Origin of the sequence: Anaerococcus sp. Marseille-P3625 (genome assembly GCF_900232825.1) — a bacterium.
Classification (GTDB): domain Bacteria; phylum Bacillota; class Clostridia; order Tissierellales; family Peptoniphilaceae; genus Anaerococcus.
On record NZ_OCTP01000011.1, the window covers coordinates 848,148 to 863,314 of the forward strand.

11 protein-coding genes are annotated in these 15,167 nt (G+C 33.7%); all 11 read left to right on the forward strand.

What is annotated here, in order from left to right; translation table 11 throughout:
* The first annotated feature begins 86 nt into the window (after window positions 1–86).
* Window positions 87–1,583 carry a glutamate--tRNA ligase gene (gene gltX, locus CS884_RS09265; RefSeq protein ID WP_099321555.1) on the forward strand — a complete coding sequence of 499 codons (1,497 nt, stop codon included), beginning with the start codon at window positions 87–89 and terminating at the stop codon, window positions 1,581–1,583.
* The gene (cysS, locus tag CS884_RS09270; protein WP_099321556.1) at window positions 1,584–3,005 is read left to right on the forward strand and encodes a cysteine--tRNA ligase; all 1,422 of its coding nucleotides are present in this window, start codon (window positions 1,584–1,586) and stop codon (window positions 3,003–3,005) included.
* A complete protein-coding gene (rlmB, locus tag CS884_RS09275) occupies window positions 3,005–3,712 on the forward strand; it encodes a 23S rRNA (guanosine(2251)-2'-O)-methyltransferase RlmB (RefSeq protein ID WP_099321557.1) in 708 nt (235 codons plus the stop codon). Before cysS ends, rlmB begins: the two co-directional genes overlap by 1 nt.
* A complete protein-coding gene (locus tag CS884_RS09280; RefSeq protein ID WP_099321558.1) occupies window positions 3,696–4,220 on the forward strand; it encodes an NYN domain-containing protein in 525 nt (174 codons plus the stop codon). The genes rlmB and CS884_RS09280 overlap by 17 nt, the downstream gene beginning before the upstream one ends.
* Window positions 4,221–4,256: 36 nt before the next feature.
* Window positions 4,257–5,330: an RNA polymerase sigma factor RpoD/SigA gene (locus CS884_RS09285; RefSeq protein ID WP_099321559.1), complete on the forward strand. Its 1,074-nt coding sequence runs from the start codon at window positions 4,257–4,259 to the stop codon at window positions 5,328–5,330.
* 168 nt (window positions 5,331–5,498) lie between these two features.
* Complete coding sequence (dinB, locus tag CS884_RS09290) at window positions 5,499–6,740, forward strand: DNA polymerase IV (RefSeq protein WP_099321560.1); 1,242 nt, start codon at window positions 5,499–5,501, stop codon at window positions 6,738–6,740.
* A gap of 95 nt (window positions 6,741–6,835) precedes the next feature.
* Complete coding sequence (locus CS884_RS09295) at window positions 6,836–7,150, forward strand: DUF6110 family protein (RefSeq protein WP_099321561.1); 315 nt, start codon at window positions 6,836–6,838, stop codon at window positions 7,148–7,150.
* Window positions 7,150–9,225 carry a heavy metal translocating P-type ATPase gene (locus tag CS884_RS09300; protein ID WP_099321562.1) on the forward strand — a complete coding sequence of 692 codons (2,076 nt, stop codon included), beginning with the start codon at window positions 7,150–7,152 and terminating at the stop codon, window positions 9,223–9,225. Before CS884_RS09295 ends, CS884_RS09300 begins: the two co-directional genes overlap by 1 nt.
* A 397-nt stretch (window positions 9,226–9,622) precedes the next feature.
* Window positions 9,623–11,881: an ABC transporter substrate-binding protein gene (locus CS884_RS09305; RefSeq protein WP_099321563.1), complete on the forward strand. Its 2,259-nt coding sequence runs from the start codon at window positions 9,623–9,625 to the stop codon at window positions 11,879–11,881.
* Between the two features lie 342 nt (window positions 11,882–12,223).
* Window positions 12,224–13,186 carry an ABC transporter permease gene (locus CS884_RS09310; RefSeq protein WP_099321564.1) on the forward strand — a complete coding sequence of 321 codons (963 nt, stop codon included), beginning with the start codon at window positions 12,224–12,226 and terminating at the stop codon, window positions 13,184–13,186.
* Window positions 13,187–13,196: 10 nt separating this feature from the next.
* Window positions 13,197–15,161, forward strand: a complete 1,965-nt coding sequence (locus CS884_RS09315; RefSeq protein ID WP_099321565.1) for an ABC transporter permease subunit — start codon at window positions 13,197–13,199, stop codon at window positions 15,159–15,161.
* Window positions 15,162–15,167 lie beyond the last annotated feature (6 nt).

Sequence of the window (15,167 nt, forward strand, 5' to 3'; positions counted from 1 at the left end):
AATATCAAATTTAATTATCAAATTATTTAAAAATATATTATAATTAAACAAAGTGTATTTATATTTTTAGCAAAGAGGAGAAGAAAATGACTGATGTAAGAGTAAGATTTGCCCCATCCCCAACAGGATATTTGCATATAGGTGGATTAAGGACTGCCTTATTTAACTATTTATATGCAAGACACACAGGCGGGACAATGATTTTAAGAATTGAAGATACCGACAGAACCAGATTTGTTGAGGGAGCTTTGGAAAATTTACTAAAGGCTCTTTCTTGGGCTAAGGTTGAAATAGACGAAGGTGTAATGCTCGATGAATCTGGCAAAGTTACTGAAAGAGGAGAATATGGTCCATATATTCAATCTGACAGAGTAAAGGCTGGAATTTATAATAAATATATTGAAAAACTTATAGAAGAAGACAAGGCTTATTATTGCTTCTGCTCACAAGAGAGAATTGATAAGGTTCGTGACCAACAAAAAGCTGATGGACTTACACCAAAATACGATGGTCTATGTAGGTCAATTCCCCTAGAAGAAGCCAAAAAAAGAATTGCCAATGGCGAAGAATATACAGTTAGACTAAAACTTCCAAAAAATCGCGAAATTTCTTTTGTCGATAGAATAAAAGGCAAAATTACCTTTAATACTGACGATATGGACGATCAAGTTTTGATCAAACGCGATGGATTTCCAACATATCATTTTGCAGTTGTAGTTGATGATCATCTTATGAAAATAACTCATGTTGTTCGTGGAGATGAATGGATAAGCTCAACTCCAAAGCACGTTTATTTATACGAAGCCTTTGGCTGGGATGCTCCAGAATATATCCACCTACCAACCGTTCTTAACGAAAATCACAAGAAATATTCTAAACGTAATGGCGATGGAATGGTAGAAGATTTCATCGAAGAGGGATATTTACCAGAAGGTTTGATAAACTTCTTGGCACTTTTGGGCTGGTCACCAGATAGCGAAGAAGAAATTTTCTCAATAGAAGAATTAGCTAAGCAATTTGATTTTGACAGAGTAAACAAAACTGGAGCTGTTTTCGACAAAAGAAAGCTAGATTGGGTAAATGGCCATTATGTAAGAGAAATGTCCGTAGAAGATTTGGCAAAAGCCATCAAGCCTTTTATGGAAAAATCTGGCCTTGTCGATGAAAATTATTCAGATGAAAATTATTCAGATGAAAATTACAAATTATTGGCAGAAACTTGGCAATCAGCAATCGATAAATTCTCTGATGCTCCAAAACTTTCAAAGAATTATTATCTAGAAGATAGCGAAGTTTGCTATGACGATGAGGCAAAGGAAATTTTAAAAGAAGAAGATTCCAAAAAATTAATCGATGCTTATTTAGCAAAACTTGACGAAGTTTCTGAAATTGATGCAGATTTTGCCAAAACCATTATGAAAAAAATCCAAAAAGAAACAGGCATCAAGGGCAAAAACTTGTGGTTTCCAATAAGAGCTGCTATAACAGGATCAGTTCATGGACCAGATTTGTCAAATGTTATGCTATTAATGGGCAAAGATAAGATTAATAATAGATTAAAATTTGTAAAGGAAAATTTTTAAATGAAAATTCATAACACGCTCACAAGAAAGATTGAAGAGTTTCAACCAATTGAAGAAAACAAAATAAAAATGTACGTCTGTGGGCCTACTGTTTATGATTATATGCATATTGGAAATGCTAGGCCACTTGTTGTTTTTGACACCTTTAGACGCTATATGAGATATCGCGGATACGATGTAAGCTATGTGGTAAATTTCACAGATGTAGATGATAAAATAATTAATAAATCAATAAAAGAAAACATTTCAACCAAAGAAGTAACAGATAGATATATAAAAGCCTACTTAGAGGATGCCAAAGATTTAAATCTTGACGAAGAAAACACCATCCATCCAAGGGCAACCGAGGTAATGGATGATATTATCGAATTTGTAAAAGATTTAATAGAAAAAGGCGCAGCTTACGAAGTAGATGGCGATGTTTATTTTAGGGTTTCAACTGTCAAAGATTATGGCAAATTATCTGGAAAAAACATTGAAGATTTAGTTCATGGAGCAAGCAATAGACTAGAAAGCGAAGAAGCCAAGAAAAAAGAAAACCCACTAGATTTTGCTCTTTGGAAAAAAACCAAGATAGATGGCGAAGTTTCATGGTCTTCTCCATGGGGCATGGGTCGCCCAGGTTGGCATATAGAATGCTCAACTATGAATAAGAAAATTTTGGGAGAAACCATAGATATTCACGCTGGTGGTGAAGATTTGGAATTTCCACACCACGAAAACGAAATCGCCCAATCAGAAAGTCATAACGGCAAAACTTTTGCCAATTATTGGATGCACAATGGCATGATCCAAGTTGATGGAACAAAGATGAGTAAGTCTTTGGGAAATTTCTTTACACTCCATGATATCAAAAAAGAATTCGACCTTATGGTTATAAGATTTTGGCTTTTAACTACAAATTATCGCCAACCAATTAACTTTACCAGAGAGATCATAGAAGGGGCAAAAAATTCCCTAGATAGGATCAACAATGCTTATTTTAGGCTAAAAGATCTATCAGAAAATAACACCAAAATAGAACTAATCCCTGGCGAAGAAGAGGCTCTCAAAATCCTAGCTGATTTTAAAAATAAATTTATAGAGGTTATGGATAATGACCTAAATACAGCCGATGCTATCACAGTTTTGTTTGATTTGGTAAAATTTGCCAACAGCAAAATTGATGCTAACAATTCCAAATATCTCATAGAAAAAACTTTGGATTATTTCAATGAATTTGAAGAAGTTTTAGGTCTTGAAAATAGGAAAAAATCAAAGGCCAACGTAGATGAAAAGCAAATTTTAGAGCTTATTGAGCTTAGAAATCAAGCGAAAATCAACAAAAATTACAAAGAAGCTGACGAAATTAGAGATCAACTAAAAGATTTAGGAGTTAGCATCAAAGACACCAGAGATGGCGTTAAGTGGGAGCTAATCTAATGGATAAAATCTACGGCAGAAAGCCTATTTTAGAGACAATTGATGCAGGAATAAAAATCCACAAGGCCTACATCATCAAACAAAATACTCCTATTGTAGAAAAAATCATAGAAAAACTTAGGGCAAAAAACGTAGAAATAAAATTTGTCAACAAGGATTTTTTTGATAAGATAGATATGAACCACCAGGGCGTGATGGTTGAAGTTGATTCCTATAATTATAAGTCCATAAATGAAATAAAAGATGCTAAAAGACTTATACTTTTGGATAAGATAGAAGATCCTCATAATCTTGGTGCAATCATCAGAAGTGCTGAAAGTTTTGGCTTTGATGCAGTAATAATTCCAGAGCGTAGGTCGGCAAAAGTAACTCCTACAGTCTATAAAACAAGTGCTGGCGCCATCAACAACATCGACCTTGTTATGGTTAAAAATCTTAACAAGACTATAGAAAAATTAAAAGAAAATGGATTTTGGGTTTATGGCCTTGCAGGCGAAGCTACTAGTAAGCTTAGCGAAACTGATCTTAGCGGCAAAGTGGCACTGGTTGTTGGCAATGAAGCAGATGGAATTAGTAGACTTACCAGAGAAAAATGCGATAGCTTGGTAAAAATTCCTATGATAGGCAAGGTTAATAGTTTAAACGCTTCTGTAGCATCTGCCATAGCTATGTATGAGGTTATAAGGGATAATGGCGAGAAATCGTAGGAATATAACCATTATAGATGGCTATAATGTAATAAATTCCTGGACTGATTTAAAAGAAATATCCAAAGAATCTTTAGAAGCTGCAAGAGAGAAGCTAATTGATTATTTGGCTGAGTATGCATCAATGACTGATGAAGAAGTTGTGATAGTCTTTGATGCCTACAATCTTGACAGAAACAAAGAAACCATTAGCGAAAAATATGGAATGAAGATTGTTTACACCAAGAAATTCCAAACGGCAGATACCTACATAGAAAAGCAAATCCTAAAAATTGCCAGAAGTGAAAATTTAAAAGTAGTTACAGATGATAGTCAAATCCAAATACTAGCAGCAAGCAAAGCTGCCGCAAGAATGACATCCAAGGAGCTAAAAGCCGCAATTTATAACAATAATTCAAAAATAAAAAGAAAAAAGCGTGCTGATTTTAATAGAAATTTCAAATCTTTTCCCCTATCAGAAGAATTGATTGAAAAAATCGAAGATATGAAAAAAGATTTAAAAAATTAGATAATTTTAATAGTAAAATAAATTCAAAGGTAAAATATGGATAAAATAAATTTAAAAGAAGAGGCTACACTTGAAAAAATCCGCTCCTTTTTCAACTCCGAAGATATGAACGAAGAGGAGATAGCAAGTGTCCTTGAAGAATTATCGGATGATGAAAAAGAAGAATTAACCGACTATCTTTTAGAAGAAGAAGGGATAAGTGACCCTGAAGAAATCGAAGAGATCGATGATATAGATGACGATATCATTGAAGAAAGTGAAGATGAAGAAGATGATAGACCTATAAAAAGGTCTGAACCTGTATCCCTATCTCCTATAACAAGAAAAGATATGATGAAATTATCCGATCTCACTAACGAGGAAATAGTGGAAAGATTCCAACAAGGCAATCAAAATGCCCTATCAGCTCTTGTAGAAAAAAACCAAGGACTTGTAAGAAGTCGTGCTTCATATTTTTATAGGTCCCATGGCAATGATTTGGATCTTGAAGATTTGGTTCAATCTGGAATGCTTGGAATGATTAGAGCTGCAGAAAAATTTGACCTATCCTTAGGCTACAAATTTACAACCTACGCCTACAAATGGATAGATAAGGCTATTAGAAAGGCCATCAACAAAGAAGGCCATACAATTAGAATTCCTGCTGGCAAATATTTGAAATTAAACAAATTAAAGCAAATACTAAAGGCAAATCCAGAAGCAAGCGATGAAGAAATTTATAAAATCCTTGAAAAAGAAGGAATCGACAAAAAACAAGCTGACGATTTGTTTTTAATCAACAGAAATCAAGTAAATTCCACATCCTTAAACATCAACCTAGATAGTGAAGATTCAACAGGCGATGAGCTAATGGATATGGTAGGAGATGAATCAACCCCAGTTGATATATTAATACTTGAAAAAGATATGGAAAATTTCTTGATGAAAGCTCTAGACCAACTAACAGATCGTGAAAAACAAATAATAATTTACCGCTACGGTCTAGATAACGAAAAGCCAAAAACTCTAGAAGAAATAGGAACAATCTATGACCTATCAAGAGAAAGAATTAGACAAATTGAAAATCAGGCTTTGGGCAAATTAAAAGAATATTCCGATGCTGAAAACTAAAAAGAACTGTTGCAAAATAAACTTAGGATTTATTTGCAGCAGTTTTTTTGTAAAAACTTCTAAGAAAGTCAAGCGTTTTAAACTTGACACAGGACACTAAAAGTCCTATAATTAAATCAAGACATTAGTTGTCCTAGTTTAACATTAAAAGTCACAATAGGAGTTTTTATGCAAAGAGTTATTTTACATTCAGATATGAACGCTTGCTATGCGTCAATAGAAGCTAAATTAAATCCCAAATTAAGAGGAATTGCCCTAGCAGTTGCTGGAAATCCCAAAAATCGCCACGGGATTATTCTTGCCAAAAGTGAAAAAGCAAAGAAAATGGGAGTTAAAACGGGCGAGCCGATTTGGAAGGCTCTTGCTAAATGCCCAAATTTAACTCTTGTTCCGCCCCAATACGAAAAATATCTTGAAGTTTCAAAGTTAGCAAGAAATCTTTATTACCAATACACAAATCAGGTTGAACCCTTTGGCCTTGACGAATGTTATCTTGATGTGACCGGTTCGACTCATCTTTTTGGATCTGGAGAAGAAATTGCAAATGAAATTAGAAAGAGAATGAAAGAAGAGCTTGGAATTACTGTAAGTGTCGGAGTAAGCTTTTGCAAAATTTTTGCAAAACTTGGCTCTGATATGAAAAAACCTGATGCTACAACCATAATAAGTAAAGATAATTTTAAGAAAAAAGTTTGGCCTTTGGATGTTAGTGAAATGGTTGGAATTGGAAGAGCTACGGAGAAAAAATTGAAAAAAATCGGAATTTTTACCTTGGGCGATTTGGCAAAAGCTCCTAAAGATACTTTAAAAAGATTGCTTGGAGTAAATGGCATCTATCTTTGGCAATATTGTAACGGCCTAGATCTTAGACCTGTTGTAGATAGAGATCACAAAGATCCCATCAAATCTATCGGCAACAGCGTAACTACCATCAGGGATTTGAAAAAAAATGAGGAAGTTTATAATATTTTTCAAGAGCTTTCATTTTCTGTTTCAAAAAGATTGAGAAAAGCAAATCTTTCTGCCATGGGAGTTGAAATATTTATTAGAAATAGCGAGCTTCAAAGCTTTAGCTTTGCAAGTAGACTTCCTATGGCAAGTCAAAGTTCGATTATTTTGGCAGAAAATGCCATGGAAATTTTTAAAAACAACTACAAGTGGGCTTTCCCCATAAGAGCTGTCGGAATAAGGGCCATCCACCTTAGTAGCTACGGGCTTGATAAGCAAATAGATATGTTTTTAAATTACGAAAAATTTCAAAAAAAAGAAGATCTTGACAAGGCCATTTATCTGGTTAGAAAAAAATATGGCAAGGATTCTCTAACTTTTGCCGCCCTAAAAGGCGATATAGCCTTGCCAAAAAATATGACGGATGTCATAACTTTGCCATTGAGGCATTATAATATGTGAAAATAATAATAATAATCTGATTGCAAAAATATATAAAAAGCAATATAATGATATATTATAAAATAAAGAATTTATAAAAAGTATTAGGAGGGTTTATGATAGAAAAAAAATTACTAAATGTAGGAGCAGGTCTTATTATAGGCGCTGTAGGAGGCAAAATTTTAAATTCGAGACTTGCAAAAAAAGCAGGCGTAAACATAGTTAAACAAGGACTAAGAGTAAAAGAATCAATCGATAATGCAGTTGAGTCTGCGAAGCTTTCAGCGGAAGACATAGTTGCAGAAGCCAAAGAAATAAAGAAAGCTGAGGATAAAGCTGAAGCTGAAAAAGAAGCAAATATTGATATAGAAAATGTTGCTTGTGATATAGAAAAATCACAAGATGAAGTTAAAGAGGAAGTAGAAGAGTAATGAGAGCTTCTATAGTTCATAGAATCTATGGAAGAAGTCGCTTTACCTATGAAGATTATATAGAAAAGGAAGATCTTAATAAACTTAAATATCTAATGGAAAAAATCGCAGGAGTTAACTCTTGCGAACTTTCTTATGCTACAAAGTCATTTACGCTTTTTTATAGTGAAGAAAATTTACCGAGTATCGCTAGATATATACTTGATTTAGATAATAAAGTTATAGCAAGTACAAAAATTGAAGATCCAACATTTAAGGAACAATCAGAAATTGATATATTTCATATTCTAAGAGATGCCATGTATCAAAGAATATTTTTCAAATACTTGCTTCCAGCTCCTATAGGAACTTTTGCACTTTTTGTAAGAGCATATCCATTTATTAAAAATGGGATCAAGGCTTTGTGCAAAGCAAAGATTAACGTAGAGCTTCTGGATGCAACAGCTATAGGAATATCTTTGGCAAATAAGAAGTTTTCAGATGCTGCAAATATAATGTTTCTACTTGGACTAGGAGAGAAACTTGAAGATTACACAATGAAAAAATCTCAAGAAGACTTAGCTCAATCACTATCACTAAATATTGACAATGTTTTTGTAATTGAAAAAGAGAAAAAAATCATCAAAAACATAAAAGAAGTAGATGTTGGAGATATAGTAGAAGTAGAAATGGGGAATGTTCTACCTGTAGATGGGACAGTTGTAAATGGTATAGCTATGATAAATGAATCATCATTTACAGGCGAAAGCAATCCAGTGAAAAAAACCGTAGGAAGCACAGTGTTTGCAGGAACGGCTATTGAAGAAGGATCAATACTTGTTCAAACAAAGAAAAAATATGATCAGTCAAGACTAAGCCATATAATAAAACTTATATCAGATAGCGAAAGAACTAAATCTCTAGCACAAAAAAATGCTGAAAATATGGCAGATAAGCTTGTGAAATATTCTTTCATAGGTGCAGGGATAACATATGCAATTACAAAAAATTTAGAAAAAGCTAGATCATTTTTGATGGTAGATTATTCATGTGCCTTGAAGCTAACTATACCTATAGCGGTTATGAAAGCTATAAGTCAGGCATCGAAAAAGAAAGTTTTAGTAAAAGGCGGCAAATATCTAGAGAATCTATCAAAAGCAAACACAGTTGTATTTGACAAAACAGGAACACTAACCAAATCAAAACCTCAGGTAGCAAAGGTTATCGCTTGTAATCGCTTAAGTGAAGATGAATGCCTAAGAATAGCAGCTTGTTTGGAAGAACATTTTCCTCACTCAATAGCTAGAGCTGTAGTAGAACATGCCAAAGAAAAAGGGCTAACGCATGAAGAAATGCATTCTAAACCAGAATATATAGTAGCGCATGGTATAAGATCGACCATAGATGGAAAAACAAGTTTAATAGGTTCTGAGCATTTTATATTCGACGATGAAGGCATAAAAATTGACGATAATAAAAAAGAAATCATCGATAACCTAAAAGAGAACTATTCGCTCTTATATTTGGCTCTTGATGATCAGCTGGAAGCAGTAATATGTATAGATGATCCTTTAAGAGAAGAAGCAAAAGAAATAATAAAATCACTTAGAGAATTATCAATCGATAACATTGTGATGCTTACAGGAGATGCAGAGAACTCGGCTAAAAGTATAGCCAGCAAACTTGACCTAGACTATTACAAGTCTCAAGTTCTACCAGAAGATAAACAAAAATACATTTTAGAAGAGAAGAAAAAAGGCAAAATTGTCGTAATGCTTGGGGATGGAGTGAATGACTCTATAGCGCTATCTAGTGCAGATGTTGGAATATCTATGCACCAAGGAGCAGATATAGCCAAAGAAATCTCAGATATATCCATAGGAAGCGACGACCTACATGGTTTGATTGATGTAACAAAAATTGCTAAGCAAATGAATGCGAGAATAAGAAGAGATTACGTAAATATTGTTGCAATAAATTCAAGTCTAATAATATTGGGAGTATTGGGATTAATGACCAATACCAGATGTGCTCTACTACATAATCTATCAACAGTAGCAATAGCATCAAACAATATGAGAACTTATAAAGATTAAAATTCAAATAAAAATATTGCTCTCAAAGTCTAAAGAAGCTTATGACTTTGAGAGTCTTTTTCTTATAAAAAACTTTTTGGATAATTAATTTTAAATATTCAAAATAATAAATAAATTTAAAGAAAAATTAAGTTGAAATGCATAAAATTTTCAGCAAAAGATATATAAGAAAAATATTTGTATAATGCTTTAATTGGCTAAGATATCAAATGCATTTAATACGATATTTAAATAAAGATTTTGTTATAAATATCAAACCTTTTATAAGAAAGGCAATAATATCAATACATATATTGTATAAATATGCATAAATATTTATAAAAAAAATAATGCCTATTGACAAAAGAAATATTTTGTAATAAAATTACTATATCATAACATTATGGAGGAGATATTCATGAAAATGAAAAAAGTTTTTTCTTCCCTTATGGCACTAGGATTGGCAACAACACTAGTAGCTTGTGGAGGAAATACTGACAAAGATGCTGAAAAACCAGCTGACAATGCAAATGAAGCAACTGAAACTGAAAATAAAGATGATGCTTCAAAAGACGAAAACGCAGATACTGAAGATAAGGCAGATGATAAAACCGACGACAAACAAGGCGATGAAAACGCTGACGATGAAGATGCTGAAGCTAAAAAAGAATTAGAAAACTTTGAAAAACAAACAGCAGATGATACTCTTGTAATTGGTACAAGCGAATTGAACGGCGACTGGCTACAAGGTTGGACAAACTCTGCATACGATGTTAAAGTTAGAAGACTTCTTGGTATCGAAGGTAACAACGGTTACGGTACAGTAGTTCAAGATGAAGGTGGCCAATGGGTAACAAACTCAACTGTTGTTGATGGCGAAATCGAAAAAATCGACAACCCAGATGGATCAAGAACTTATAGAACAAAAATTAAAAAAGGTCTAAAATATTCTGATGGCGTAGAAATTAAATCTGACGATTTCTTATTTGGAAATCTACTATTCTCACATCCATCATATATACCAGTAACAGCAGCTACAACAATAGGTGCAGATTCAGCTAAGGGTTATGAAGCATATCACAATGGAGATAAAGATATATTTGAAGGTCAAAAGAAAATTGACGATTATACATTCGAATATACAGTAGATGCTTCATTCTTACCATATTTCGAAGAAGCTTCTTTGATGGGTTTAAGTCCATTCCCAATGCATGAAGTTACTGAAAACTTAGTAGTAAGCAAAGATGGCCAAAAGCTTGAAACAAAAGAAGGCTACCAAGTTACTGAAGAAGATAAGAAAAACTACAAAGATTCTTTACAACAACAAATAGACAAACAAAACGAAGACTTCGATACTAACTATCCAGCTCCAAAAGATGATGCTAGCGAAGATGAAAAAGCTGAATACAATGCAGCAAAAGAAGAACATGATGCAGCAATCAAAAAACTTGAAGAAAAACGTGATGGCGAAGTAGATCCAACAATCTTATTGATTGAACAAGCTATGCTTAACGTTGCTAACAACTACAGAACAAATCCAAAAGCTGTAACAGGACCTTATGTATATGAGGGATTTGAAAATAACATGGTTAAACTATCACTAAACCCAGAATATGCTGGAAACTTCAAAGGTGATAAGGCTACAATCCCACACATCATAGTACAAACAGTTAACGCAAATATTGCTGTAGACTTACTAGAAAATGGCGATATCGATATTTGGGAAGAAGAAGCTGACGGTGGTAAGATCGACCAAATGAGAGCTGCTACTGATGCTGGAAAGATCAAATACAACACATTTGAAAGAAATGGTTATGGAGATCTTTCATTTATCACAGATAGAGGAGCTACTCAATATAAAGAAGTTCGTCAAGCTATAGCAAGCTTAATGGATAGAAATACTTTCGTACAACAATTTGCTGGTGGTTACGGTGTCGTAACTAACGGTATGTATGGTACAAGCCAATGGATGTACAAAGAAAGAGGAGCAGATCTAGAAACAGGTGGCAAGATTGTTAACTGGCAACTAAACTTAGAGAAAGCTAATGAATTACTTGATAAAACACCATATAAATTCGAAGCTGATGGAAAAACTCCATGGGATAAGAAAAAATCTGACGAAGCATTTGCAAAAGATGCTGAAGGATACAATTATTGGAGATATGATGATAAGGGTAAACAACTTGTAGTTAACCAATACGGTTCTGATGAATCACCTATTACAACATTAATTTCTAACCAACTTCCAGTAAACGCTAAACAAGTTGGTATGGAATATAACGTAACAGCAGGTTCATTTGCAACACTACTAGAATACTACACAACACCAAAAGAAGATGCTGAGTATACAGCATTTAACATGGGCTTAAGCTTTGGTACACCATATGATCCTTACTATCAATACAACTCAAAAGGATTTGATAATAAGACAAAGACTAATGATCCAAAAGCAGACGAAATTACAGAAAAACTTCGTAAGACAGATCCAGAAGATAAAGAAGGTTACCTAGATGCTTGGGAAGAATTCCAAATTTGGTATAACGACTATCTACCAGAAATTCCACTATACTCTAACCAATATCACACAGGATATACAAACAGAGTACAAGGATTTGACGTATGTACACCAGTTTGGGGCGTAGTAGAACAAATCAACGCTATGTCACTTGGCAAGTAATATAAAAATAATACTAAATTAGCTCACGAGGAGTGAGCTTTTTTAGTTTTTGCCAATAAATTATTAAAATATGTAATCGTGTACTTTTATAAATTAATTTGAATTTTTATATATAGATAATGTAAAAAAATTAACAAAGGGAAAATACGTTTTTTTAGAAAAAAATTAATCTTTTTTATTTGACAAAATTTGTCAAATACATTAATATAGTAATAATAAAATTGTTGTTTTTGGAATACTTTATCTATTTAAAGACAAGCTTTTACATAAAATAAAGTCGCGATTATTTAATACAAATAAATTAATAATTTTACAATTCCAAATAACAAAGAAAGGGAAGTTATGTTTCGTTATATAGTAAAGAGAATGATAAATCTTATACCAGTAGCTATAATTATTTCTATTATGCTTTTTGCTTTCTCTAAAGCTATGCCTGGAGATCCAATTAGGGCTATGATTCCAACTGGAACTCGTATGACTAAAGCTCAGCAAGAAAGTTTATACAAGCAATTACAACATCGCTACGGATATGATAAGTCACTACCTGAACAATACATAATGTGGTTGGGTAGATCATTAAAGGGAGATTTTGGTGAATCAACCAGAGTTAAAAAGCCAGTAAGGGAATATTTGAAAGAACCTTTGAGAAATACAATTTATCTTAACTTAGGTTCTACAGTAATATCCTTTGTACTTTCGGTATTGATAGGTATTAGATCGGCAACGCACAGAGGAGGAGTCTTTGATAAAACCTTCCAGACTCTAACGCTGATAGGTATAAGTGTCCCTGTATTTTTCATAGGACTTATTTTAATTTACCTATTAGCTTTTAAGGCAGGTGCTTTCCCTGCAAATGGTATGCCACGTAATAATACATTCCCAGAATGGATAAAATACTTGACCTTACCAACTATAACCTTGACCATAGGCTCTCTTGCAGGACTTTCAAGATATGTTAGAAACTCAATGCTTGATGCCCTTAACCAAGATTATATTAGAACTGCAAGATCTAAGGGTCTAAAAGAAAAGACTGTTGTTTATTCTCATGCCTTTAGAAACGCACTTATTCCAGTAGTTACAGCTTTAACTTGGGCAGTTCTTGGAATGTTTTCAGGCTCTGCTATTACTGAGAGGATTTTTGCCTACAGAGGAATAGGAAATGAGCTTATAACTGCCGTAATAGCACAAGACTACAATGTAATTTTAACCTTATCAATGTTTTATGCACTTTTAACCTTGATTGGGAACTTGATAATGGATATAGCTTATGCTCTAGTAGATCCTAGAGTAAAATTAGAAGCGTAAGAGGTGGGCAATGAATAGTTTAATTCGTAAATCATTTTCTTCATATAAGAGATTTTTAAAAACATTACTCATCCGTGGTTTTACTTTCGCATCAGATAGCGATATTTATGAAAGTGAAAGAAAAGACGCTGAGAAAAGAAAAGCTGAAGAAGAAAAAGCAAACAATAATAATTCAAATAAAACTCCTAATTCTTCTAATGAGAACGATGCATTAAAAGAAGAAGCAATTAGATCTCCAGGCCAAGTTGCCCTTAGAAACTTTCTTAGAAACCCTTTGGGAGTATTTGGATTAGTATTATTTATATCTTTAATACTAGTAGTATTTGTTGGAAGCGCAATACTTCCTTTTAACCAATATTATTCTCAAGGTAACCTTACAAATGTCGCACCAGGAGGTGCTTACATGAATTTTCCAAAGGAAATGGAAAGTGAAGGAACCAAGAAAATATCTATTGGTAATACTTTTGCCATAGGTTTAACCAACGAGGGAAATATTTATGTTTGGGGTTCTGATAATGAAGATAAGATTCTTACCATCCCTAAAAAAGCCAAAGAAGCCCTCAAAAACCAAAAAGTTATAGACGTGGCTGCTGGTGATAGACATATTATTTTTGCAACAGAAGATAATCAAATTTATGGTTGGGGTAATAATTCCTTTGACCAAACCAAAATGCCACCAATGTCAGAAAGTCAAATCAAAGAAGAAGGCATCAAGAAACTTGGAGCAGGTGTTCAATATTCAGCTATTTTAACCAACAAGAAAAACTTAGTCGTTTGGGGTTCAACGCTCGCAAGCCGTCTAAATATGATCCCATCAACAATACAAGGACAAGTTGAAGACTTTGATACTTCATCTATTAATATGTTAGTTGCAAAAACTGATGGAACTATCCAATTAATCGGTGTAATGGGTGCTGAAAACCAAACCAATATGCCAAAAGAATTAACTGATGGAAGCGTAAAAGTTAAAAAAGTTGCTCTAACAGCTAACTCAGCTGCAGCAGTTGATGAAGATGGTAAAGTTTATGTTTGGGGTCCAAGTAGAGCTGGAGTAGCAGGGGACAATATTCCAAAATTTGACGGAAAAATCGTCGATATTCAAGGTGGAGAAACAACTTTCACAGCCCTAGATGAAAATGGCAAAATTTATAACTGGGGTCTAGATAACTACGGTGAACTAAATACTCCAGATGGAGAATACCAACAAATATTTACATCATTTTTCAACAATTATGCAGTAACTAAAGATGGAAAGATTGAAACTTGGGGACTAAATGGTTTTAGATTTGGTTCAGACGATCAAGGTCGTGATATATTTACAAGACTTATCCACGGCGGACGTATGACCATGCTAATTTCTTTAGTTTCTACAGTAATCCAACTTGTACTAGGAGTACTTATCGGTATGATTTCAGGTTTTGCCGGAGGTCGTGTTGATAATGTATTGATGAGAATTTCTGAAATTATTTCATCATTCCCATTTTATCCTATGCTAATTTCACTTTCAGCATTGTTGCCACCAGGAGCAAGCCAAACACAAAGAATTACCATGGTAATGATCCTTTTAGGTTTACTTGGTTGGACAGGACTTGCACGTTTAGTTCGTGGTCAAATCTTGGCTGAAAGAGAAAGAGATTATATAACAGCAGCCCGTGCTTTGGGTGTAAAAAACTGGTCAATAATTATGAAGCACATTTTCCCGAATGTCCTATCAATAGTTATAGTAAATGCGACACTAGATTATGCTGGTAACTTACTATCAGAATCAGGCTTATCATTCCTTGGTTTTGGTGTACAAGAGCCAACACCGTCATGGGGCAATATGTTAACTGCAGCTCAAAAATCAGATGTACTAAACTTTTACTGGTGGAGATGGGTATTCCCAGCACTTGCAGTATTCTTAGTATCATTTTCAATTAACCTTATTGGTGATGCCATAAGAGATGCAATTGACCCAAGAGCAAATGAGAGGTAGATGAAT

Excerpts from the sequence above, each read along its gene's own strand:
- gltX (WP_099321555.1), top strand. The coding sequence starts at position 87 with ATGACTGATGTAAGAGTAAGATTTGCCCCATCCCCAACAGGATATTTG.
- cysS (WP_099321556.1), top strand. The coding sequence starts at position 1,584 with ATGAAAATTCATAACACGCTCACAAGAAAGATTGAAGAGTTTCAACCA.
- rlmB (WP_099321557.1), top strand. The coding sequence starts at position 3,005 with ATGGATAAAATCTACGGCAGAAAGCCTATTTTAGAGACAATTGATGCA.
- CS884_RS09280 (WP_099321558.1), top strand. The coding sequence starts at position 3,696 with ATGGCGAGAAATCGTAGGAATATAACCATTATAGATGGCTATAATGTA.
- CS884_RS09285 (WP_099321559.1), top strand. The coding sequence starts at position 4,257 with ATGGATAAAATAAATTTAAAAGAAGAGGCTACACTTGAAAAAATCCGC.
- dinB (WP_099321560.1), top strand. The coding sequence starts at position 5,499 with ATGCAAAGAGTTATTTTACATTCAGATATGAACGCTTGCTATGCGTCA.
- CS884_RS09295 (WP_099321561.1), top strand. The coding sequence starts at position 6,836 with ATGATAGAAAAAAAATTACTAAATGTAGGAGCAGGTCTTATTATAGGC.
- CS884_RS09300 (WP_099321562.1), top strand. The coding sequence starts at position 7,150 with ATGAGAGCTTCTATAGTTCATAGAATCTATGGAAGAAGTCGCTTTACC.
- CS884_RS09305 (WP_099321563.1), top strand. The coding sequence starts at position 9,623 with ATGAAAATGAAAAAAGTTTTTTCTTCCCTTATGGCACTAGGATTGGCA.
- CS884_RS09310 (WP_099321564.1), top strand. The coding sequence starts at position 12,224 with ATGTTTCGTTATATAGTAAAGAGAATGATAAATCTTATACCAGTAGCT.
- CS884_RS09315 (WP_099321565.1), top strand. The coding sequence starts at position 13,197 with ATGAATAGTTTAATTCGTAAATCATTTTCTTCATATAAGAGATTTTTA.